The organism is Shewanella sp. UCD-FRSSP16_17 (assembly GCF_001675935.1).
Lineage (GTDB): Bacteria > Pseudomonadota > Gammaproteobacteria > Enterobacterales > Shewanellaceae > Shewanella > Shewanella japonica.
On record NZ_LZFV01000013.1, the window covers coordinates 65,289 to 90,506 of the forward strand.

Annotated in this window: 17 protein-coding genes; 4 read left to right on the top strand and 13 right to left on the bottom strand. The window is 40.1% G+C overall.

The genetic code is table 11. The annotated features are described in order from the left end of the window. Window positions 1-133 precede the first annotated feature (133 nt). Window positions 134-673, bottom strand: a complete 540-nt coding sequence (locus tag A9267_RS09355) for a YcxB family protein (RefSeq protein ID WP_082972320.1) — start codon at window positions 671-673, stop codon at window positions 134-136. A 31-nt stretch (window positions 674-704) separates the two neighbouring features. Beyond that, complete coding sequence (glnD, locus tag A9267_RS09360; RefSeq protein ID WP_065108985.1) at window positions 705-3,323, bottom strand: [protein-PII] uridylyltransferase; 2,619 nt, start codon at window positions 3,321-3,323, stop codon at window positions 705-707. Between the two features lie 125 nt (window positions 3,324-3,448). Here glnD and A9267_RS09365 point away from each other — a divergent pair, with 125 nt between their 5' ends. From A9267_RS09365 to A9267_RS09375, 3 genes are all read left to right on the top strand, one after another. Beyond that, window positions 3,449-4,153 (top strand): 16S rRNA pseudouridine(516) synthase, encoded by a 705-nt coding sequence (locus tag A9267_RS09365; protein WP_065108986.1) that lies wholly within the window; start codon window positions 3,449-3,451, stop codon window positions 4,151-4,153. Between the two features lie 110 nt (window positions 4,154-4,263). Further along, the gene (locus A9267_RS09370; protein WP_065108987.1) at window positions 4,264-5,223 is read left to right on the top strand and encodes a LysR family transcriptional regulator; all 960 of its coding nucleotides are present in this window, start codon (window positions 4,264-4,266) and stop codon (window positions 5,221-5,223) included. 407 nt (window positions 5,224-5,630) lie between these two features. Further along, on the top strand, window positions 5,631-7,931 hold the full coding sequence (locus tag A9267_RS09375; protein ID WP_082972321.1) for an OmcA/MtrC family decaheme c-type cytochrome: 2,301 nt from the start codon (window positions 5,631-5,633) through the stop codon (window positions 7,929-7,931). Between the two features lie 270 nt (window positions 7,932-8,201). Here A9267_RS09375 and A9267_RS09380 read toward each other — a convergent pair whose 3' ends face one another. From A9267_RS09380 to A9267_RS09420, 9 genes are all read right to left on the bottom strand, one after another. Next, window positions 8,202-9,728: an MFS transporter gene (locus A9267_RS09380; RefSeq protein WP_055024296.1), complete on the bottom strand. Its 1,527-nt coding sequence runs from the start codon at window positions 9,726-9,728 to the stop codon at window positions 8,202-8,204. Between the two features lie 306 nt (window positions 9,729-10,034). Next, a complete protein-coding gene (locus tag A9267_RS09385) occupies window positions 10,035-11,279 on the bottom strand; it encodes a hypothetical protein (RefSeq protein WP_065108989.1) in 1,245 nt (414 codons plus the stop codon). Window positions 11,280-11,321: 42 nt separating this feature from the next. After that, window positions 11,322-13,673: an EAL domain-containing protein gene (locus A9267_RS09390; protein ID WP_065108990.1), complete on the bottom strand. Its 2,352-nt coding sequence runs from the start codon at window positions 13,671-13,673 to the stop codon at window positions 11,322-11,324. Beyond that, on the bottom strand, window positions 13,673-14,278 hold the full coding sequence (locus A9267_RS09395) for a hypothetical protein (protein WP_156669134.1): 606 nt from the start codon (window positions 14,276-14,278) through the stop codon (window positions 13,673-13,675). Before A9267_RS09395 ends, A9267_RS09390 begins: the two co-directional genes overlap by 1 nt. Before the next feature lie 325 nt (window positions 14,279-14,603). After that, window positions 14,604-14,939, bottom strand: a complete 336-nt coding sequence (locus tag A9267_RS09400) for a PBPRA1643 family SWIM/SEC-C metal-binding motif protein (protein ID WP_065108991.1) — start codon at window positions 14,937-14,939, stop codon at window positions 14,604-14,606. Between the two features lie 252 nt (window positions 14,940-15,191). Further along, on the bottom strand, window positions 15,192-15,608 hold the full coding sequence (locus A9267_RS09405) for a hypothetical protein (RefSeq protein WP_065108992.1): 417 nt from the start codon (window positions 15,606-15,608) through the stop codon (window positions 15,192-15,194). Window positions 15,609-15,692: 84 nt separating this feature from the next. Continuing rightward, window positions 15,693-18,824: a carboxypeptidase-like regulatory domain-containing protein gene (locus A9267_RS09410; protein WP_156669135.1), complete on the bottom strand. Its 3,132-nt coding sequence runs from the start codon at window positions 18,822-18,824 to the stop codon at window positions 15,693-15,695. 42 nt (window positions 18,825-18,866) lie between these two features. Further along, window positions 18,867-19,658, bottom strand: a complete 792-nt coding sequence (locus A9267_RS09415; RefSeq protein ID WP_065108993.1) for a hypothetical protein — start codon at window positions 19,656-19,658, stop codon at window positions 18,867-18,869. A gap of 195 nt (window positions 19,659-19,853) precedes the next feature. Further along, complete coding sequence (locus A9267_RS09420) at window positions 19,854-20,321, bottom strand: hypothetical protein (RefSeq protein ID WP_065108994.1); 468 nt, start codon at window positions 20,319-20,321, stop codon at window positions 19,854-19,856. Window positions 20,322-21,002: 681 nt separating this feature from the next. On the opposite strand from A9267_RS09420, the gene A9267_RS09425 reads away from it, so the two are divergent. Further along, on the top strand, window positions 21,003-21,503 hold the full coding sequence (locus tag A9267_RS09425) for a hypothetical protein (RefSeq protein WP_156669136.1): 501 nt from the start codon (window positions 21,003-21,005) through the stop codon (window positions 21,501-21,503). Between the two features lie 137 nt (window positions 21,504-21,640). Here A9267_RS09425 and A9267_RS09430 read toward each other — a convergent pair whose 3' ends face one another. Both A9267_RS09430 and A9267_RS09435 read right to left on the bottom strand, forming a co-directional pair. Next, on the bottom strand, window positions 21,641-24,556 hold the full coding sequence (locus A9267_RS09430; RefSeq protein WP_065108996.1) for a valine--tRNA ligase: 2,916 nt from the start codon (window positions 24,554-24,556) through the stop codon (window positions 21,641-21,643). A gap of 58 nt (window positions 24,557-24,614) precedes the next feature. Then, window positions 24,615-25,067: a DNA polymerase III subunit chi gene (locus A9267_RS09435; protein WP_055024286.1), complete on the bottom strand. Its 453-nt coding sequence runs from the start codon at window positions 25,065-25,067 to the stop codon at window positions 24,615-24,617. Window positions 25,068-25,218 lie beyond the last annotated feature (151 nt).

The window sequence follows — 25,218 nt, forward strand, 5'->3', positions numbered from 1 at the left end:
TCTTTTTTCATTGTTAACTCATTAAAATGTGGACAAATAATGTGAAGTATTTATCCACTTAAATTTACTAATGACTTAACCTCGTTACGCTCATAGGTAGCCTTGTACGTTATTTAGTCAGCTTAAAATGGTATTAGTTCAGTTTTAGATTAATAAACGCTATGGCAGCATCATTTAAGCAACGCTTAGAAATGTAATGCTTTAATGATTGAGTGGTTAATAAGAAGCCTTCACCGGTCTCTTTAGCACGACAGATATCTGTCCAAGGAAGAAGGTGATCAATATAGCTAGATTTAGAATGTATTCCCTGCTCATTAATCGTAATAGTAACGGGGTTGTTGGCCGACTTACTGATCATTTGTCTCATTAGCCACCATGCGCGATTAAAGCGAACCTGTAATGCTTCAACGCCACCTAAACCAATAAAAAAGTAGGCAAGATAAGGTGTCACATCGGTGAATGTCATTAAAAATCCTGCAACAGTAAAAGCGATCGCTTTGAGGTACCGTTTGGGACTTAAATTAACTTCGACAGATTGGTCGTAGGTTTCTTCAAAATGAGATTTATCAAGGATATATTCTTTAATGTAACTGAAACCGACGGTATTGGTGTCATCGGTTTCAGCAACATGATTAATAGTACTGGCTTCAGTTTGATTATGACTTTCAGACATATAAGGCTCTAATACAACAAAGATAAGGCAATTATAATGTTGAAGTGATCGATTTGACTAATTTTTCCTGCAGTTCAGCTTGCTCCAATTCAGTTAACTGTGCGCCATGTTGATTAGATAAGGCAAATACATTATCAGCACGTTCGCCCACAGTACTAATTGCTGCTGAATGAATGTTGAGATCGAGTGCTCTAAAGGCACTGGCAATTTGCCCCATAAATTCATGGGTTTCTAATGCCAGTACATGCACTAGTGTGCGGTCGGCCTTTTTAGAATGAATAAACTCAATCGTGGGTTTATTATCAAAGTTTTTGGTATGGCGAGAAGGTCGAGTTTTAGGCGGTGACATATTGTCATCGAGTACCTGACGTAATTTTTTAATGACTTGTTTACGGCGTTGGGCACTAAAAATAGGTTTGCCATCAAAATCGAGCACTTTAAATGCTTCAACAACATATCCGTCTTTGGTTTTAGATATTTGAGCTTGGTTAACGGAAATTTTTAGTGTCGACAGTGTGTTAAATAATGAAATAAATAATCCAGGTCTGTCTTTGGTGTAAACAAAAACATCACTACAGCCTTTAACGCTACTGTCATCAAGTAAGATGAGTGAGTGATCATCAGGATGATTTTCTTGTTCGTGGCTTAGAATACCTAGGCTGTATTTAGCGATTTCACTTGGAATTGCATTACTAAAGAATGATAACGGTAACCGTTTCCACAAGGCATTTATTTCAGTAAGTTGAGCTTCACTAGGACTAATAATGCCTAAAGCATCTTGTTTGTGCTCTCTGACGAGGGTTCTTAATTGCAACACATTTTCTAAGCCATTTCTGAGCGCTTTTCGCGTTGCAAAATAGAGGTCGGTAAGTAAGCTTGCTTTCCAGTCATTCCATAAATCGTCATTGGTTGCTTGGATATCTGCAACTGTGAGGCAATATAGTGCATCAAGTTTTGTAATACTACCAACTGATTTTGCAAAGGTTTTAACCACTTCTGGGTCGTGTATATCCATTCGTTGAGACGTAATAGACATTAATAAATGTTGCTCAACTAACCAGCTGATTAATTGCTGTTGTGAGGTTTTTAACCCGTGAAACTTTGCGAATAGTTTGGCATCTACTGCGCCAAGCTCACTATGATCGCCGCCACGACCTTTTGCTAAGTCATGGAATAACGCTGCAAATAATATGGATTCTTTTGCTTGAAAACGTTCAAAAATATCAGCAGCCAGTTTTTGATCTGCTGGCACTTCATCTTGAGTTAAGCCATATATTTTTTTCAGTAGCTTATGAGTATGCTCATCTACTGTATATGCGTGGAATAAATCAAACTGCATTTGACCTACGACTTCACGCCATTGAGGTAAGTAGGAGGCTAAAATACCGTGCTGATGCATTAAGGTTATTGCCAGACCCATTCCATGAGGGTGCTTAAATAAGCTAACAAATAACTCTCGGCAAACCTGATAATCTTGCAAGTCACCCATTAATCTTCGCCGCACTTGGCGCAATAGTCGTAATGTTTCTGGGGTGATACCCGTTACTTGCTCATGATAAATGGCAATAAAGGTAAACATCGACATGATTTGGGTACGATCAATAAAAACGTCTTGGTTTTGAGCGTGAATTTGCCCATTATAAATTTGGAAGTTTTCATTTATCTCAATTATCACAGGTGTTTTTTGTGGCACAATTTCACGTTCGAAATAAGCCATTAACATTAGATTTAGCTCACGAATACGTTTCATGGCTCTAAATAATTGACGCATCATTTTTTCAATGGCGATATTACCGCTATCGCCAAAACCTTGCAGACGTGCAACTTCAGCTTGGTGCTGGAGTAATAATCGATTTTCAGAGCGGTTAGAGGCCTGATGCAAAGCAAAACGGACACGCCAGATGAAGTTTTGACACTCCATAAACTCAGCGTATTCATCGTCAGTTAAAAATTTAAGTCGGCGTAGATCTTTTAAACCATCAATAGAGAAATGCTTACGAGCAATCCAGGTAATGGTTTGAATATCCCTCATGCCACCGGGACTGTTTTTTAAATTGGGCTCAATATTAAATGCGGTGCCTTGCGCCTTATTGTGACGCACTTTTTGTTCATCATATTTAGCATCAAAAAATGCTTCACTTGACCAAATCGTTTCGCCATAAAGCTTACTCAGAACTTGGTGTTGGTGATTCTCGTGGCCACAGATATGTCTAATTTCTAGCAGTGTTGTCGCAATAGTGACATCTTCTGCGCAGGCTTTAAAAGTATCATCAAGTCGTCTTACTGCATGGCCCAAATCTAACCCTAAATCCCATAATTGAGTTAAAAAATGGCTTAAGGAGTTTGCGTCATGTGTTGATAAGTCACTGTCATGGATAATGCAAATATCAATATCAGAAAAAGGGTGAAGTGTTTTACGCCCATAACCACCCACTGCATTTAAGGAAATGGTGCTGGTTTCAAACGGGGTAGCTTGCCAAAGGTGGTTTAGTAAAATGTCGAAAAACTGCGCTCGATGCTGCAGTATTTCTGCGATAGAACAACTATTTATTTGTTGTTCTAACCAGGTATCAAACTCAGTAATGGATTGTTTTAGGTCTACAATGCTCATTTCTGGCTGTAAAATCGGATAAGCTGGTTGCAAAGACATGTTACTCCTTTATTGTTTTGCCTTTAAACAGGGTATTCGATTTGGTTTGTTAACTCAAACGAAGTAACTAAATGAATCGGAATAAGTTAATTCTTTTAATTAGTTAATTGAGAATAAATTATAAAATGCGAAGTAAGCGAAGTCGGTTAGATCAATTTTTTGCTCAAAAGCTGCAAATTTCTAAGAAAGCTGTCAGGCAGTTATTGCTTGATAATCGCATTGAAGTGGATGGTGAAATTTGTAAGTCAGTCGATTTACAAATTGATGAATTTACTCATATACGCTTTGATGGTGAGTGGTTACAACATCATACTCGGCAATACTATATGTTAAATAAGCCTGATGGTGTCGTCAGCGCAACTAAAGACCGTATCCATCCCACTGCTTTGTCATTACTTGACAATATCGATCTGGATTTGATGCATATTGCAGGTCGCCTAGATTTACATTCAACTGGATTACTATTAATTACCAACGACAGCCGTTGGTCTAAAATGCTGATGGCACCTGATACTAAGGTTAATAAGCAATACTTGGTGACGTTAGCAAACCCACTCGATGAAAGTTATATTGCTGGTTTTTTACAGGGGATGCATTTTGGATATGAAGATATTGTCACCAAGCCAGCAAAATTAGAAATTCTATCGACTTTTCAAGCTAGGGTGACTTTACAAGAAGGTAAGTATCATCAAATAAAGCGTATGTTTGGGCGCTTTAGAAATCCTGTTTTGGCATTACATCGTGAGTCGATAGGTAGTATCAACTTAGATACTCAACTCGAGTGTGGAAAATTTCGTCATTTAACTGAGGAAGAGATTTTAATGAAATAATTTAAATAGATATGAGCAGATTCAAGATTAATAAGTCTGCACTGGATCAATATACTTTGTAAATATTAGTGCTAATGTTTTGGCTGGATGAAATTTAAACAGGCAATAACATGGATATAAAAGCACTAAAAAAAATTAGCGAACTTGATGTATTCAGTTTATTGGTTTTCAAAATTATCTATGAAACGGGGTTTGCCAATCTTGCTGCAAAAGAGCTTGGCGTTTCAGCGCCTAAAATTAGTCGCTGCCTCACAGCACTTAGGTTGACCTTTGACGACGAGTTGTTTTATCGTCGCCAGCAAGGTTTAAAACCTACCGCCTTAGCTGAACACCTTTATCAACCCATCTGCGAATTTTGTGAATCTGCCTCAAATATAGAAAGAATTGTTTGTGCAGGGAATAAAACCAATTCTTCTAAAGTCCTCAATATTGCTGTCACTCCTATCATTATTAATTCACTGGCTTTGTCTTTAGGCCGTGAAGAGGTGATGGATAAATTGGGTAAAGTGAGGCTTCATTTATGGAACGAATACTCAGAAGAGAAAATTCATCAAGGTGATATCGACCTCGGGATTAATTTTGGCGGGGCTTGTGTGACTGAATTAGAGTCTCAAGTTATTGGTACTTCTACTTCTACTTCTATTGCTGCTCGGCGAAATCACCCTATTTGGAACAGCGGTTATATTGATTTAGAAGAAATTAGCAACTATCCGTTTTTGATTCTTGAAGGAAAGGGGTTTAATGACAAATTAGATCCGTTTGAAATCTATTGTCGTCAATCGGGTATCGAACCACCAAGCATCAGTCGGGTGACTTCTGTTTCAGAGTGGTTTTGTCATCTATTGACGATGAGAAGCTTCAGTTTTATGTCGACTGCTGAATCCAAAGTGTTGGGTAGCTTAGACGATATACGTGTAGAAAAGCTCCCCGCTTTTGAAAGACAAAAATTGGTGGGTAAATGTTTATCCCCTGAGTACAACATTATTGAACGTTCATCGCCTTATAGACGTTACTGTGAAAATAGCAGAGAAATTATATTGGACTCAGTGAAGTATTTGATCAGTTTGTAACGCATAGTTTCTCGAAATAAACGCCTAAAATGAAGCCGAAAGGCTTCTTTTTTTAACCTTCAAATTAAGTCTGGTTTTTGAGTTAGTTTACTGTGTTTAAATGAGTTTATTTCTACTCAGACGATAGTACCTATTACCCATCATTTTGTTACTTTGTTTTCCTCCCAGTTTTGCTGATTATAAAATTGTAAATATTATAAATTGAACTCAAACTATCAAATAAAAGCAATAAGTTATGTGAGTTTTATATAGCGAAATTGCTAAGCTCGAATTGTGCAATTTTTAGCTAAGAATCTTTAAATTTCAATCACAATTACCACACAAGTTTAATACATATTACAGGCTGTCTTTTATATTGGAATCACTGCCACGGCAGAATCAAATACCTAAAATAAAGGGATACGATAATGAGAACTTATAAGAGAACAATACTCGCAACAGCGTTGATGGCTGTTATTGGGTTAGTGGGATGCAGTGATGGTGAAGATGGCCAAGATGGGGCTCCGGGTGAGCCAGGGGCACCTGGTGAACCGGGTACACCTGCGGGTAATGTTGTTTCAACAGTAGAATCTGCAGCAGACTTTATATTAACGGTTGCACCAGAAGATATCGTTGTAGTGGGGAGCGAAGAATTTTCTGTTAAATTTACTGCCACAGGTAAAAATTCAGCAGGTGAATCTTTACCTTTTACTGGTTTAGAGCAAGTGGCTATTTATGTGGCTAACCAAACGGAAAATATGACTGATACCGGTGCACCTCTTGTTTGGGAAAGTAATGGTTTAGCAAATGATTTTAGCTACAGCATGTATTGTACGCCTACGGGCAAAGCAGATTCATGGGGAACAGAGGTAGATGCCTGTACTCTGGTTGAAGATGAAGCCAATCCTGGTACATATACCGGGACTTGGGAGCATGATGGTAATGCGCCTATTGTCTTAGAAAATGGGGATACTAATAGTCTTCATCGTGTCATGGTTCGAACTTATAATATTGTCGATAGTTCTGGCACATCGGTTTCAGATAAACTGCTTTCTACCCCAATTGACTTTATTCCTGCGACTAATGAAATCGCAATTTCAGAGAAAGACTCCGTTTCAAATGCGGCATGTATTAAATGTCACGGCCAGTTAGATGGTTATGAAGATACTGATTCACGTATCGCTGATCTTAGCGCGCACCATAATTATCAAAAAGTAGAAAACTGTGTGTCTTGTCATAACCCTTCTTATCCAGTGACGGATGAAGAAGCGGAAGCCTTAGGTTATAACCTTAACTTTAATGCCATGATCCACACCATTCACGCTGGTCATCATATTGATAATCTAGAAGGTGCAGCTAAAGAGATGTTCTCTGAAATTGCCTTCCCTGCAGAGTTGAATGAATGTACAACCTGTCACGACAACGGTACTCAGTGGAATGACAATGTTTATGCAGAAGCCTGTGTGTCTTGCCATACCAATGTCGATTTTGAAACTGGTGAAGGTCACTTAGGAATTGTGCCTGAAAGTGACGCTTCATGTTCAGGTTGTCATGGTGCGGGCAGTTTAAGCCCTATGCAAGCTCATGGTGTTGGCGGCAGAGATGAGTTAGCTGATAAGTTTATTATTGATATTCAATCAGTAGCAGTAGAAGCTTCAGCAACTGCTGGGATGTCTACGTTAGTCGTTACGTCAGAAGTGAGCATGAACGGCTCCTTACTTGATGCTGCAACCTATGCGTCAATCACAGATTATATGACTAATGCTGGCCGTGGTTTATTAATCGGCACGTTAGATGCAGATACAGGCGCTGTGTCACATGGCTACGGTGCCGATGGTGGATTTAAAATGGACTTCGTTGGTGGCGTGATGAGTTCTGATGGCGTAGTCGTTAACGAAGCTGAATTTGCGACTGATTTATTAGTGGGTCCAATTTACGCAACAGCTGAAGTGCAATTATGCGGCTCAGGAAGTGAAATTGTCGAGTGTACCCAAGATGATGATGGTAATATTGTTGAAATGGGCGTGGCGAATCTGGCTGAAACTAAGTACTTTAACCTTACGCCTGATGCAGATATTGTTGAGATGCGTATCGCTGATGCAGATCGTACTTCAATTAGTGAAGCTAAGTGTAATGATTGTCATGGTAACTTAACGCATATAAAAAGCACTCACGGTGTCACTGAGTTCACACAATGTGCTTATTGTCATAGCGAAAACTTAGGTGGTTCTCCTACTTATCACCCTACAGCATCGTATAAAACTGACGAAGTAGATGCTGATGGCAATGCAATATGGGATGTCGTTGAAGGTTTATCTTTTGCTAACCGAGACCTCGTTACCGTTGCTCATAGATTCCATGCTGGCTACTGGGATGGCGAACCAGCTGTATACCGTGATGCTGAAGGCAATCTTAATGGGTACTCTGCAATGTTAAATAATTGTCAGGCTTGCCATAAAGAAGATAGCACCGTATTTGCTGCAGATGGTGGATTAACATCAGGTAAACGCTCTGTCGAAACTGATGCTGGTTTCATCTCGCCAATCTCTGAAGCTTGTCGTAGTTGTCACGTGAGTGCCTCTGCATTAGCTCACTTCAAGAGTAATGGCGCTTATGTACAGGATGAACCTGGTTCAGTGGTTGATTTACCGATTGAGTCTTGTTCAACGTGTCATGCCGAAGGTAAAACCTATGGTGTTGATGTGATGCATAGTGGAACAAGTCATTAATGACTTTTCGGTTTATTAGCATGCTAAAAAGGTTACGATAACTTTTTGTGATTAGCATAATGATTAAAGGAGCCTTAGGGCTCCTTTTTATGTTTTATTGCTTAGAAAAGGGTTAACAATGCAATCGCGAATTCAAATAGTTTAGAGTGAAGAGTTTAACGTGTAGTGTCATGATGTACGACCTTGAATTTTTACACTACTTTAATACTTGCCCAATAAAAAAGCTGACATCATAGTCAGCTTTTTACTATTTACATACTGAGTTTGGTATTAGCTTTGTTGTAATTTGTATAACCATTTACCGTAAAGGAAAATACCTACTGCTGAAATAGTGCCGATGGCAGCGATGATATACCACGCCATACCAATGTTATGGGTGTTATACAGCAAGGTTGTGAGTTCTTGAGCAGGTTCACCTGTGAAAGTCACTAATGTACTAAAGGCTTCACCTTGCGGAATAGCGCCAATTGTAGCAGCATCCATGCCTCGCTCAGCAAGGAGTTGTAGTGAGAATACTTCTTTTGATGCGTACATTTCATATAACTTAGGGCCAAAGTAGCCTTCAAGAGTCCAGCCAATCCCTTGCGGTAACATCACAAAACCTAAGTACATCGCTTTTTTGCCTTCAGGAGCAATATTACCCATGAACTCGTTTTTCTTCGGGCTAATCATCATTTCACCGAAAGAGAACATAGCAATGGCTAGTACAATCATCCATGCCGCATTAGTTGCACCTATAAATACAAATGCGAGGATACTCAGCAAACAACCACCTAGCATTGCTGTGGTAATACGGTATTTAGCAGTAAGCGCTGCCACCAAAAAACAACTGGTCATAATCATACCGGCATTGAGGTTAAGCATGCCTTCTGGCATGACCTTAGTGCCTGTGTTATCTAGGCCTAACCAGAATTGGAAAAAGCCATTAGATGTGCCATCGGGGCCAAATAGCGAGGTCACAATCACACTGGTATCGACCCATTCAGCAATATGAATAGGCAATACATCAAATAAGGCATTGAATAAGAACCAGAAACCAGCAAACACTAGCATGTAGTAAATCACCACTGGTTTTTTAAGCTCGTTTAAGGCATCACGCCATAGGGCTTCTTGTTTAATTTCGCCAGATTTAATTTTACGATTTCGCTCAAGACGTTCTTCTTTTCCTGGCTCTTTATAAGCTAATAGAAATAAAAAGTTTAACGAGATAATGGCAGCACAGGCATAAAACACATTATCCCAAGATAATTGGCGCATATGCACAGCAACTAGCGGACCTAAGAACCCACCAATATTAACGACCTGGTAGAATATACCCCAAGCCATTGAGGTGTTTTGTCTGCCAGTGGATAGCACTAAGGTACCTTGAATACCCGGTTTAAAAATACCTGTACCCGCCGCCAGCAAAATGGCACCAAAGAGGAAACCATAAAAGCTTGGGAAGAAAGCCATGACAAGATAGCCAGCGATTTTAATTATCGTAGAGGCAAAAATGGTTTCTTTGTAACCAACGCGATCTGATATGCCGCCCGTAAAGACAGGTATGAAGGTTTGCATGAAGGCCCAAATTGCGATGATCACACCATAATCGCTAAGGCTAATACCTAAGCCACCTTCAGAGGTGGGGGCTTTTGCATAAAGACCAGCACTGGCCTTTACACCGTAGTATGCGATACGTTCAACCAGCTCCATGCCGCCGACGATCCAAAAAATATAACTCAGGCTGGCAATCGATGCCCACATTCCAAGTTGTTTTACTTCACTGAGGTCGTTACCTGAGTGTGAATTTTCACTCATATCTCACCTTTTATTATGATTATTATTAACATTAAGCTGGCAGACACTTTACCTAATTTGAAACAAAATACAAAAGAACTGTGATAAAAATTGCGCTTTATATTGAATGTTAAATCTTTGAGAGGAAGATTGGCGTCATGCGAGGGTTACACAATTGAAATATGGACTGATTATTGCGCAGGTTGCTGCTTTTTTAATTATGGATAACCGTTCTTCAAATTATTTTTTAACCACTTAGGCATGATTTGTTATGAAGTAAAAAAGCGGTAACAGCCAATCCATGGCTAATGAAGCGGCAACTGGGGGTTAGAAATACCATCTAGTGGCTAATTGCCACTGCTGCTCTAGCATCTCTTTGGGTAAACCTTGTTCAACTTTGGCATCACGAGTCGCGTCTATACGGTTATATTCAGCTTGGATAAACCAGCTTTTTTGTAAACGATATTGATACGACAAGGTGAGGGCGTTGCCTTGTTCATTATTGTTATCGTCGAACGTGGCATCATTGTCTGATACCTCAAAATCTTCAGCTCGAATAGTCAGGCGATGTTTATCCCAACGTTTAGTTAATAAAACAAAGGCGGCTTGATAGTCATTATTAACCACATCTACCGCTTCTGGTGACTGCATTAACGTGCTGCCATACATGACTTGGCTGATGAGTTCGATTTGGTAGGGTAAACGCCATTTGACACCAGCATGAGTAAACTTTGTTAGCCAAGCATATTGGCCATTCTTAAAGACGAGAGTATTGGCATTGTTATCATAATAGCCTAATGACACTTCGCCATTTCCTTTAAACCGCCATTGACCATGTACGTGATAACCAAAACGATCATCTAGTTCGATAAAAGGATCTGATTCATCGGCCTGATCATCTAAACTGCCTCCTGCTAAGCTGGGCATATTACTTAATGGCAAGGATTCATGGAGTAAGGTTTGACGGGAGCTGAGTGTCCAACCATGCCAAGCGAGCATGGCGCCAGCGGTATCATTATATTGGAATAAAGCTGCAGATAAGGCTAAGTCATGTTTTGAGTTATGGAATTTTCCTAAGCGCTCAAGGGTGAGTTCTGCACCAAGATGGCGAAACTCCTCACCTAACCAGCTGTTTATCGCCGAATAGCTTAATGTATAAGGGGACGACCAAGCTGTGGCGATATTTTCCAGAGAAATATCAGGGAACATTAAGCCTAATCGACCTTTTAACCTAAGGCCATTTTGCCAGGGCAAACTGCGATAATTTAAAAATGCTTCGGTAATACCAATATCATTACGGGTATTATCAAGATAACCATTGGCTGTCACATGTGCTGAAAATGCGTTTTCCCAATCCACTTTATAGGTCAGGCCAACTTGGGAAAGTGATAATTGAGTGCCATCATCAAAGCGAAATTTTCCTAAGCCACCATCGACATAAGATTCAGTGCCATCTGTGTAACTGGCTCTTACATCAATCAGGCCTGAAAAGTGATGTTCTGCAGCAGTGGCTGAATGACAAGCTAAATATAAAATACAAATCCATTTTCCTGTTCTTTTCCAATATTTCATCCGCGTACCTTATTGATTTATTTATAACGGATTAGTGACGTGTTAACGGTAATTTGATTGTGATAACCATTGGGTTAACTTTTCGGCATCAACGGGTTTTGACAAGTAAAAGCCTTGGCCCATTTCACAGCCTCGCTGGATTAACCATTTGAGAGAACCTTCATCTTCAATGCCTTCAGCCACCACTTTTAAACCTAGGTTATGGGCAAGCTGCAAGGTTGAACTGACAATAATTTTATCGTCTTCGCTGCTCATCAAGTTTTGCACAAATGACTTGTCAATTTTTAGCTCATCCACGGGAAGTTGTTTTAGCTGTGCTAAAGAGGAGTAGCCAGTACCGTAATCATCAATTGATAGCTTAAGCCCATGCTGTTTGAGCTCTGTAAGTTGCTTGATGGCATGTTCAGGATCGGCAACAACGGCATCCTCGGTGATCTCCAGTGTTAATGCTTCGATAGGCACTTTCTTATCTTTAATCATTTGCAAAATATGCTGGCAAAATTGATCATCCTTTAAATTCTCAGCTGAAATATTGATTGCTATGGAGAGCTCAACTCCTTGTTGTTGCCATAGTAGGTATTGGTCTAGCGCTTGATTGATTACCCAGTTCGTTAGAGCATTCATTTGTCCCATTTTTTCAGCGATAGGAATAAAGCTATCTGGCGGGATCATGCCTCTTATCGGATGTTGCCAACGAACCAATGCCTCTACATGGGTCACTTTATTGAGCTTGAGGTTCAGCTTAGGTTGGTAAAATAACACTAGCTCATCTTGCTCAATTGCCAGTTTTAGGTCGTTGACTAGTTGCAGTCTGTCTACGGTATTAACATCAATTTGCTGGTGGTAAATCTGTAAATGTTGATGATGTTTCTTCGCATACTGTAAGGCGGTGTCGGCTTGGCGTAATAGTGTTTCGAGATCACTTGGGTAATAAACAAAACTGATGCCGATTGTGGTTTGTAAATGCAACGAAATGTCTTGATAGCAGTAATTGGCTTCAACAGTTTGTTGGACATGATTAATTAATGCGGTAAGTGATTTTTGCTCTGTGTGCTCAATAGCAAGGACAAATTCATCGCCGTTAATACGGCAGACGAGATCTATTTCATCAAAGCTTGCTAATCGACGGCCAACTTCTGTGATCACCATATCGCCAACAACATGACCTAAGGTACCGTTGATTTCAGTCATACGACGAATATTAATCAGGCATATTGCTAATGGAGATTTGCTTTCGAACCAACTCGAGGTGATGCGGATTAACTCGTTTTTATTACCTAGATTGGTCAGTGGGTCATGGTAGGCTTGAAAGGCGATTTTGTTTTCACGGCTTAATATGGCTTGTTGCATGGCAGTGATTTCTTCAGCGAGTTCTTTCATCTCTGCACTGTTGCCAACTTCTACCTTTGAATTGTAATTACCTTTTGCAATAAATCGAGCTTGTTTTATCAATAATGTAAGTGGCTTAGTGACACCTCGAGCAATAATGTAGGCCACAAATAGTGACATCGGCAACATTAATAAAATCAATAATAATTGTTGAAACCAATGATCTTGTGCTGATTCAAGCGCAGCATTGCGACTCAAATACATAAAGGCATGTAGTTGAACATTGTCTTGGCTATCACGCTTAACTTCACCTAAATCTGATTGCCATAAAATGTATTCATCATTGGTTTGATCGTGTTCAATAAAGTCACTGATGACTTGATGGTCTTCGTGGGTGAATCTGGTATTGGAGAGGCTAATTAATTGGTTACTTTTTTCAGATGTGAGCAAAAATCCTGTGTTCAAGCCGGTTTGCTCCGATAACGAATGCGTTAACTCGTCGCCAATGATAAAGCCAAAGCCCACCCAGCCAATAATGTTTGCTGCGCCACTGGTTAATGGTGAAAACCTTAACTGATAAACATGCTCGCCAAGAGGGTATAAGGGGCTACTGGTTTCAAATTCTGTTGCGAGCGGGAATCTAAATGGCTGACCTTGCTCTGGTCCAACATTAACTTTGCCTTTGTTAGGTCCTTTTGCTGTCGTTAACAGCTCGCCAATCACATTCCCTTGATGATCAACTGCAATAGCTAAGTCTGCATTGATGCGTTTTCGATGATTATTTAATGCCACCAAAAAACTGCGGCTGTCGCCATCAATAAAAATATCTTTAAGGCCAAAGTCTTTTGCTGCCGTTTCGGCAAAAGCGGATAAATAGTAATTTCGGTTGTCATATTCTGACTTAAATACCAACTCAGCTACTGACAGTTGGTTTTCTAACTGCTGTTTTTCTAAACGTTTATTCGAATAGTAATTAATGGCAAAAGAAATAGCTTGAACAGCTATTAATAACACCATGAAAAAGGTGAATATTCGAGTTTGAATACTATTAAACGTATTTCGCATTAATATCCATCCAGAAAGTCAAAGTCATCCAAACTTTGTTGAGTTGGGATGTCGTCCATTGATGCAGTTATTTGTATGGTTAATGCCTCTGCTAAAGGCGTTGTTATTGTCTGGCTAAATTGATTGTTATCTGCCCGTAATTGCGGGTGCCAGACAACGAGTTGATATTCAGAATCAGGTAGCTCGTCGAATATGACGTTACCATTTGAATCAGTCACGCCGTAATAAGGAGTATCGACCACCAACACATGTCCGCTCATCCAGTCATGGATGTTACACCCCATTGAAATGTGGCCTGCTTGATCAAATAGCATATCTTGTTGAGTGCTATCTTTGCGTAGTTTAAACGAAAAGCGTTTGGGGCCTGATGCCGAATAAATGTGGTGAGTAATATCATCATCATTAACAAATTTGAGTTGGTAACCTTGTTGAATAACCGTGATATATGGGCTGAACTGTTTATTTTCTTGATGTATTTCAATTGGAGGCTGAGTTGATTCAGGGGTTATCTTTTTTGCTGAAGAGAGAGAGGCAGGAGTGAGATATACCACCATATTTGCCATAGGAGTATGGTTACTGTTAACGAGACTAAATTGTTGACTCATGACGGGCCAACTTAGGGTAGCGCAGCACAAGATGCCCGCCGTTATCAAGGACTTTACTGCTATGACTGTGTTCACTCTGACCTCTAGTATCACGTTGGTTGATTAATTAACCTGTTGATAAAAGTGTTGCCTTTTATTAAGCACACTAAGACTGAGTATAATAAGAACGAAGTTAAGCTTATAATATTTCACAAAATAAAGATATTTTCATAACAAAAAATGGAATCAAAAACATGTTTTGATTCCATTTTTATTGTTCAAGCTAAAGTGGTGCTTAGTGCGTCGCTTTAAGCTGTTCTAATGAATTACTTAAGCCAAGACATGATTAACCACAGCACTTTTTGTATTTTTTACCACTGCCACAGCTGCAAGGAGCGTTGCGGTTAATTTTTGCTTCGGCTGTTACAGCGGTAGGCTTATTGATAATGCCCTCTAGCTCAATAATATTTTCAGGGTTATTTTCATCAACAGTCATGTTCGCAAACAGGTTTTTGTCATCTAGTATTTGCTGTACTTGCGCAGCCCTTTCTGCGGTTTGAACTGACAAGGTTAGTGGCTTAACTTTAGTACCAAGCTTAGCCTGACGTTTAGTATTGTAACCACTTTCGCCATAGGCAGGTTTAGGCGTTTGACGGCCTTTAAAGAAAAATTTGTCTGACATAATCGTACCTGCCCATCTTATAAATATGAAAAATTGAATCTTTATATTGATTGACTTTTATAACGTGCAAGCTTGTTGGCTTTGATGTTTGCAAACAAAGTGCTTGGTTAAGAAAGTTGAAAAATATTCTAGAGGCGATGCTTATACAGGAAATCAGAGCAATTGACTAGAAACACTTGTCAATATGCGAGTATTGTTTAGCACTTACAATAAAGACCTGTGAAAGAAAGCGCTATTGCGTTGTTTTGTCGGTTAGTGATAATTCACTTCAATGGTGTATGACAATTGCTGTTGCCCAACATCTTCAACGTTCAGCACATCCACTTTGCCACCGACATTGATAATTGTTGCTGTTTCAGATAATGCAAATGATTGCTGCTGATTGCCATTGGGCAGAATAGGGGTAAATAATACGTTGGACGTGGAAGTTGGGTAAACCCTCACGTTAATGGAAGACTCGCCATTACCTTGAATTTTAAATTGACCGAGTTGATTATCGGAAGTGAGGCAGCCGTTACCTTGACGGTTAAATTGATCTAATTGGCAATTAACGTTGGCTTGGTTGTATATCATTCCAAGATCCATTGGTCGAATTTGCTCAATAGACACAGGGGTCACTAAGTTAAAATGGGCTTGTGAAACGGCAACCACCAACATAAAGAGTGACATGCTTTACTTGTTTCCACATCAATAAATCCATAATTTATTCTAGTTGTTGCTGAATAAATGCGCACTTATTTATCTTGTTTTGGTTTAACGAGAAATGGTTTGTGTGGCGAGGGTCACATATTCACCTGGCTTCAGTTCGATTGGTGTGGCTTGGCGTTGTTTATTGATTTCAATTTGATAGCGACCGGGTACCAGTTGCTCAAAGATAAACACTCCATCGTACTCTACTCGGGCATGATATTGATTATCAGCGTCATCAATTAACGTCACCAGCACACCTTTTGCCGCAACTCCATCATCATAAAATATCTCGCCATCTAGCTCTGCAGTAAATAACACAGGAAATAGCACTTCGGCTACATTCCCTGGATGAGCGTTTACTAATAAAATGCTGTTTTGAGGCAGTAAAAATGGGTCAGGTAGTGATTGCTCATTTAGCACAAGACGATGTGGTCTTGAAGTTTGTATGTGGGTAATTAATAACTGGCCGCGCTCATCCGTTGCGCTATCAGCTTGACTGTGGCCTGAAAAACGTAGGCCACTGAGTGGTAATTCATCCTCATCAAATAGGCCGTTGTTGTTGTCATCTTGAAAAGCGATAATTTTTACACTTCCAGTATTTAAATGGCTCACTCTGTCGAGTAACCAAGTGTTATCGGGTGCAATTAATAGTGCTGAACTACTCCACTTAAATTGTGCAAACCAATCACCTTCAGAGTCATTTTCTAATGTCAGCCTTAAGGTACTGGTATCTAGAAAATAAGATAAAGAGTTTCTCACCGTGACTTCTGCTAATGCCGTTGGTTGGTAACGAACTTCAAACTGATAGTTACTTTGCTCGCTTAAAGACGTACTGGCATTAGACACTAACTGGGTGAGTTCTGTTGTGGGCAGCAGTGCAATATCAGCATAGCTACGTAAGTACCAGTCGGAGATTCGACCTGAAAGGGCTAATCGATTGGCCCAACTTTGTGTATCGGCGATGTTTTGCCAACTTAACTCGTTACTCAATGCTAGGTGCTGAAACTGGCCTGCTACAGTTGCTCCAAGGTAAATGCTGTCTGTACCAAAGTTTTGTTCTTGCCATGAGCCATTGAGTCCCCAGCTCATACTCGTGTGGTCTAGGTTGCCATTCACATTAATATTGGCCAGTTGTTTTACTTGGTTATTTGGATTCTCCCATGATTCAAAGTCTTGGTAGTGTGCCCATTCTGCTTGCCAGTCAATTAGGCTATTACTCCCTTGGGCAATAATGTTAGCTGCTGTTCCAGTTTCATTTCCTGTGAGATTAAGTTGCCAGACACTGTTGTCGGTTAACATACTGAAAGTCAAAGAAGGGTTAAACAGCCATTTGTTGTCACTAACCTGTTGCTCAATTAAGGCAATACCAGCCGAGAAGTTATCAGATATCGCCCAGTTTGCACTCGCATAAACTTGTTTTAAATCATCTTGCTCTCGTTGCATCACGCCAAAGTTCATTCCGAAGCTGTCGGCTTGCATTAAAGAAGGGTCGAGCAGTTTACTAAAGGACTCTGTTCGTGTTTCACCATTTGGCCCAAATAAACGTAATTGGTATTGGTTAGTTCCAATATAATAGGGGACTTGTTCAAAGCGATATTGTCCATTATCACCAACACGTTGGACACTGATTAAACCGCCATTTCGGTATAATTCAACATCCCACCCTGGCTCTAACTCACCTTCAACGACAATGTATCTAATGTCATCTGAAAATGCGTCACCAGCATTAAGAATGAGACCTTCACCAGAGCTGGCGCCTGAAACCAACGCCAAATTATGGGAGTCGATACTGCCAAGTCGATAGTATTTAACCCAAGTGTCGGCCATTGCTTTTTCTACATAGGCGTTAAATGTTTCGCCGTATTCCGACCAAGAGTAACCTGCATAGGCACTATGTCCGAGTAAATCAGTCCTCGCTTGGATAAACCCATCAACATTCGGTTGTTGGGTTTCTATTTGTTTACGTTGTGAGACGCCGACATCTGCATGTAACGCCAAATCGCCAATCGTGGCATACTCGCTAGTTACTTGACGCATTCTTTGTTGGCCATTGGCATTTTTTTGATGATTAAATTGCTGGTGGCGCTTTTGCCTCTCAAGCAGCTGACTTAGTGGAACTAAGGTATTTTCATTCACTGCTAGTAACTGACGAGCATGATCAAAGTGAATTTCTAATCCTAGTATTTGTTCTACCACCTCAATATCGACATAGATGTCCCAATCATCAAAATAGACGTCAGTTGGGTTTTGATTACAATTACTATTTTGCGTAGTAAATTGCATGAGGTGTTGGCTTATATCCACAGTGTTTTCCGTGGTCAAATACCAGCCGCTCACGCTTAATGGTTGCATGTTAACTTGTAACGGTAGCATCAAATTATCGGCTAAAAATTGTATTGGCAGATAAAGGGTTGCTTTATCTTGATAGATAAAAATCTCATCGCTTAGCTGCTCAGAACCATAATTAAACTGCCCGACAAGAAATTGCTCTTCATTTGCTGCAGAGCTTGTGTAACTTCGAGTCAGTCGTCGAGAACAATTCGCTAATGCTATTTCAGGGTTATTTGCTGTTGAGGCTACAGTCACTGGCGAAGTAGCCTGAATGAGCTTTGCCGCGTCAGATAGTGTCACTTGTTGGCTATTTTTTTGACTAGATTGTTGACTAAGTTCTTGATTAGGGCGCTGGTTGTTAAGGTCATTAATGGGGGCAGAGTCAATTGTTGGTGCTCTCTTGGAAGAGACAGTTTCAGGCTGAATGTTAACTTTTTTCTTGCTCTCAGAGTTCACTATGATGGGGTTGACTAACGCTGAAGTAGAAGCTGAAGTTAATACTGTTGATGTAAGTGCTATCGGCTTTGATGTGACAGTTAACTCAGGTTCTGGCGTAGTTGTTATTGATTCTGAGGCCATTGTCTTTGATTTGGTTTGACGTTGAAATGAAGTGCTTTGCTGTAATGATGAGGCCGTTTTCGTTAACGAGTCATTGACGGTAGCTTCTTTGTCAGGGATTTCTCTTTCTTTATGTTGGGATTGGTTGTTTGAGGCGGCGAGATTGAGATTGGCAATAAAATCAATTGAATCGGTTCTCCAGGGCGTTGATGATTCAAGCCCTGGATTGATTGTTTCTATGTATAGCAATAATAAACAAATACAAAAAGTATATTTTGCTATACGGTTGATATGCCGAAAAAGCATAATCTGCCGAGATAAAGTAGGTGTTTTTCAGTCACACTGTCCTTATAATTTGATCACGGATTCGATTGTTTTAGCCTCGAATAAAGTGTCATTTTCAACATATCTAATCAGTAGATCCGTCCCAGGTTTTACTGCTTGGTTAAGTGTTATAGCAAATCGACGTTGATCGTTTTCTGTATAGATGGATGCATTTTTTAAACTGCCAACTAATTGATTAGATGCACTGTCATACACTTCAATATCACCGTAACTGCTACGTTGACCGCTGCGGCCGATATCAACAATTAGTTGTTGCTGATTATCTGGGCTTGCTAGCAATTCTCCGTTCACTGTTAATTCTGCGATTAAATCACCGACTCTCATGATCACCGGAATGGCAATACGTAAATAGGCTGTGACTGATAAGTTCATCGTGTCATTGGATTCAGTGGTGTCTGAAACTGTGGTCGGGGCTAAAGGGATTTGATGAAAAACGATGTAGCTTCGGTATTCACCAGCTTTGATGTCTTTTGGCGGACGCACAGCAAGCCTTACTCTTGCACCTTGCTCAGGGGATAAACTGACTCGTCGAGGAGAGTAACGGGTGAAACTGGTAAGTGAAGTTGGACTTGTTTTAGGCGCTAAAGTTAAAAATTCGTCATTGGAGAGTAACTGTTTGTCTTCAAGGTAAATTTCGTAGCGAGCGGTGTCGCTGCTTTTATTAACTAATGAAAAAACGGCGCTTTTGTTGCGCTGGTTGTCAAGTTCGACACGGGTTGGTGTCACGAGTAAGTTTGCACTCACACTAGGTATAAGACTTAACACCAAAGTGGTTATAAGTAGTAAGTTTTTCATATTGTTGCCCAGCTAAATTTTGATGCATTAAATGCAAATTTATTAATTATTATTGTTAGCTTACTTCGAGCTTATTTTAATTTTGTTTGTTAGTGGGGTGAATATAATCCCGCAACCACGTTGCGGGATTCATCAATGTTACTGGTGATGTAAGCAATATAGGTTAGGGTAAATTGCTTAAATCAGATAACAGGTTTAGTAAACCACTGAAAGAGTGTACGACAGTGCGTGAGTCCCTTCAGTTGCTGAAGCTGCAACGATATCAAGTGTACCAGCAACGTCAACGTCTAACGTATTACCAGTGACAGTACCCGTTGCACTAGCAAGAGTTGGGGTAAACGTAACGCCAGAAACAGACGTATCAGGACCAGATACTGAAAGGTTTACTGTTCCGTCAGCGGCAGCCACATTGAACACACCAGTACGTGCAGCATTACCACCAGCAACACATGCAGCTCCAGAAGTTGTATCTGAGTAATCAAGAGCACACTGGCCATCAGCAGCGATTGATACATCACCAAATTCCATTTGGGTCGTTTCAGATACAGTGATTGGGTAGATTAAGTTGAAGTTAGCAGTACCTGTTTCGTCTGCGGCACCCACTTGAGTAGAAAGAAATAGCGTAGAGGCGATAACAGATGATAATAGTATTTTTTTAGTCATTTTATTGTTCCCAGGTGTAATATTATAATTTTAATAGCCCATAATTTTTATGTGGATATTTGTCGCTTTTAAACAAGGACTTAATCAATGGGTAAAGTCAAAATAGCAGCATTGAAATAATTTGCAACACTTTGGTTACAATTGTGTGTTGCATTTCTTTATATAGCTAAGAGTTATAAGTTATTGCTAAAGTTTAATTTAAAATACTAGCTACAAAGTATTAGATTTCAAACTAGCGTTTAACTCTATGAAAATTAGAATAATATCGGCTATGAAAGATCTTACTTATTAGTTGAGTAGTTTGATTGGTTTTTTGATGTTGTTGATATAATGGTGTTTTTGTTTAATTTTTGGTCAGTTAACAAGGTTTCATCTAGACGATCTTTTGATTTAAAAATGTACAACATTGATCTTAGGCTGGGAATTTTACAGAATTCAACGAAAAATTGAGTAGACTGAACTCGTCAACATTGTCTGACTTTCTTAGATGAGTTTGTTGATTTTTTGTAACGTTACTGAGATGATGCGAGAAAATATTGATAAGACTATTTGATACAAAATGTTTTTATAGACTTAATTTAGCTTTTATTTGCTTAAGGTTTATTAATTACATTTTTGTTTTTAAAATATTTTAAAATCAATGACTAATAAAAATAATAATAAAATTGGGTGGTCAGCGGTATGCCAACTTGTATTGACTCTTCCAGATATCTCCAGCTCATAAAGTTGACCTTGATCGCTGCGTTAAGTGTGCTGTGTTGTTCTTCAGCCTTCGCACAAATTGTTATTACAGAAATTCAGCCTATTAAATTTCCTACGGTGTTACAAAATAGTGGAACAAGTTCTACTGTGGTAGTGAACTGGAAAGGCGGGATTGGTAATTCAACCAATGCGACGTTGCTTGATGATGATTATTATCAAGGGCGCTATTTTATTACTTCTGATACTAGCGATCCCATAACGATTAATTTTATTAGTTTGAATAATGAGCCGCTAATCCAAATAAAAAACATTAAAATTCGCTATAAAAATACCACTTATAAAACGTTTCCAGCAATGGGGTTAGACAATCCTGGTGTCGATGGAGAGTACATCGAAATAGGCGCTAAGGTTGTGGCGAATAAAAAATCTAGCCAAGGGGCTAAATATCCGCAATATACCTTAAGCGTCAATGAGCAATAAGTTTCCTCATCTAGCATCTAGCACCTAAGATCGGCAGCAGTTCACAAATAGGCTTTGACTGTGCAAGTCAATTTAGACATAGAAGAAATAAAAAAGGCCATCAACTTTTGTTGATGGCCTTTTTCGTATTACTGAGGTTAACTTTCTAGTTTAGCCAGTTCAGCTTTTTGTTCGGTTAACTTTTCAATATCGCGTTGGTATTCCGCTTGTTTAGCACGCTCTTTTTCGATCACGGCTGCAGGTGCTTTAGCGACAAACCCTTGATTCGATAACTTGCCTTCAATACGTTTGAACTCGCCGGCTGCTTTTTCAAGTAGCTTGTCGATACGAGCCACTTCTTTAGCAACATCAATTAATCCAGCCATTGGAATTAACAACTCCATATCGCCTACAAGCTGTGTTGTCGACATTGGCGCTGTTTCACCGTCGGCAAGAATAGTCATAGATTCAAGCTTAGCTAGGGTCTTGAAGAAGGTTTGGTTTGCTTCTAGACGTGCTTTGTCTTGTTCACTCACGCCGCGTAGTAGGGCGTTAAGTGGTTTAGAAGGAGCAATGTTCAATTCTGCACGAATATTACGTACAGCCGTAATCACTTGCTTAACCCACTCAAGATCTTCCATCGCTTGAGAGTCTACTTTAGTGGCATCAAATTCAGGGAATTCAGCCAACATTAACGTCTCTCCCTCAACTCCTGCTAGCGGTTTAATGCGCTGCCAGATAGTTTCGGTGAGATAAGGCATCATTGGGTGCATTAAACGCTGCATTTGTTCTAGTACAGTGACTAGAGTATGACGTGTACCACGAAGCTGTGCTTCGCTACCGCTTTGCATTACAGGCTTCGTTAGCTCTAAGTACCAGTCACAGAACTGATTCCAAGTGAACTCATAAATAGTGTTAGCGGCTAAGTCAAAGCGGTAGTTTGCCATATGCTCATCATAAGCTTTTACCGTTTGATTGAACAAACCGATAATCCAGCGATCAGCAAGAGACAACTCCATCGCACCTGGCTTGCCATCAACGAGCAGTTGACCGCAATCTAACGCTTCACCGATAGCATCATCATCAGCGCCTTCAGCTTGTACTTCGGTGTTCATTAGTACGTAGCGTGAAGCATTCCAGATTTTGTTACAGAAACTGCGGTAACCGTCTAGGCGTTTCATGTCCCAGTTGATGTCACGTCCTGTTGAAGCCATTGACGCTAAAGTGAAACGTAGCGCATCAGTACCATGTGCTTCGATACCGTCAGCAAACTCTTTACGCGTGCTTTTTTCAATTTTAGCTGCAAGTTTAGGCTGCATCATGTTGCCAGTACGCTTAGTCACAAGTGACTCAAGGTCAATACCGTCAATCATGTCTAATGGGTCAAGTACGTTACCTTTAGACTTCGACATTTTGTTACCCGCTTCATCACGGATAAGACCTGTCACATACACAGTCTTGAACGGGACTTGCGGTTTGCCATTTTCATCTTTAATGAAATGCATGGTCATCATGATCATACGGGCAACCCAGAAGAAAATAATATCAAAGCCTGTAACCAACACATCTGTTGGGTGGAAAGCTTTTAATTCTTCGGTGTTTTTTGGCCAACCTAATGTTGAGAATGTCCATAACGCAGAGCTAAACCATGTGTCCAATACATCGTTATCTTGGCGTAAGACAATAGACTCATCTAAGTTATGCTTTGCACGAACTTCAGCTTCGTCACGGCCCACATAGACTTTACCTGCTTCGTCGTACCAAGCTGGGATACGATGKCCCCACCAAAGTTGGCGAGAGATACACCAGTCTTGAATATCGCGCATCCAAGAGTTGTACATGTTCTCGTATTGTTGTGGTACGAATTTGATGTCGCCATTATCAACAGCTTCCATCGCAGTTTTAGCCATTGGCGCAACAGAGACATACCACTGATCTGTCAGTAAAGGTTCAATGACAACACCTGAACGATCGCCATAAGGCACTTTCAATCCGTGAGGGTCGATTTTGCCAAGTAAACCTAGTGTTTCGAACTCTTCAACAATGGCTTTACGGGCGGCAAAACGTTCAAGACCGGCATAGCGCTCAGGCAAGCTGTTATCAAGTTCATTATTTGCTGTACCATCTGTATTGACGACTTCTGCAGCACTGCGGATTTCTGCATTAATCGTTAAGATGTTGAACATGGGTAGGGCGTGACGCTTACCGACTTCATAATCGTTAAAGTCATGTGCAGGTGTGATTTTCACACAGCCTGTACCAAATTCCATGTCTACATAATCGTCAGCAACGATAGGGATAAGACGGTTAACGATTGGCAATAAAATGAACTTACCAATCAGTGATTGATAACGTTCATCGTCAGGGTGAACAGCAACTGCACTATCACCTAACATGGTTTCAGGACGTGTGGTGGCGACTTCTAAATAGTCTTTACCATCAGCAGTTAATGCACCCTCAGCAAGCGGATAGCGGAAATGCCACATGCTGCCTTGCTTTTCTTTGTTTTCAACTTCAAGATCAGAAATTGCAGTGTGCAGTTTTGGATCCCAGTTTACTAAGCGTTTACCACGGTAAATCAACTCATCATCGTATAGACGTACAAACACTTCTTGTACGGCTTCAGACATGCCTTCATCCATGGTAAAACGTTCACGGTCCCAATCAACTGATGCCCCTAAACGACGTAGCTGTTTAGTAATAGTACCGCCAGATTCATTTTTCCAATCCCAAATGCGCTCAATAAAGTTATCGCGGCCTAAGTCGTGGCGGCCTAATCCTTCTTCTGCAAAGACTTTACGTTCAACCAGCATTTGAGTTGCAATACCCGCATGGTCAGTACCCACTTGCCAAAGGGTATTTTTACCCTTCATGCGTTGGTAACGAGTCAAGGTATCCATGATGGTATCTTGGAATGCATGACCCATGTGCAAACTACCCGTCACATTCGGTGGCGGGATCATGATGCAATAGTTACCTTTTGACTCATCGCCATGTGGTTTGAAGTAGCCTTGCTCTTCCCAGTTTTGGTAAAGAGATTGCTCAATTGACTGCGGATTATATGTTTTTTCCATGGGATTTTTGTTTTCTCAATCTAAATTAATAGTTGGTATTGTTAACGAATCAACTGACTTAAACGCCAGTGAACTCAGTTGTTGTGAGTTCAATGCCTAATTGCTTATATTCGCGATAGCGAGCACGTGCAATTTGTTTTAGCGCATCATCATTAGCAACAAAATCGATAATATGCGGAAAGTTAACCGCAAATGATGGCACTTGATCTGCGAGATTAATGAGTAAATGGCGGCTTTTATTCGCGCCTAATTTATCAAAACCAATTTCCACAGGTGAACCGGTTACCGGTCCTTCCCCTTTTAAATTGTGGGGAACAAATGCCGTTGGCTCAAATTGCCAAAGTAATTCGTCAATGGCGTATGCCTGCTGCTTGTCTTGGCAATGAATATAAATTAATTGCTGCTGACGATAATGCTTTTCTGCTAATTGGCAGGCGCTTAAAAATACACTTTCGATTGCACTTGGCTGCGTATTGATGGCGGGCATTAAGTAAAACAGAGTCTTTGGCATGCTTTTACTGTATTTGACGAAGTAAAGACGGATTTTACACTAAAAGCAACTCATGGGGCTAGGGTGGACAGCGGTTAAATTAACATTTAGATGTGATTAGTTTTAAATCATTTATAAATAAAAAAGGTGAAGAATGATTTCTTCACCTTTT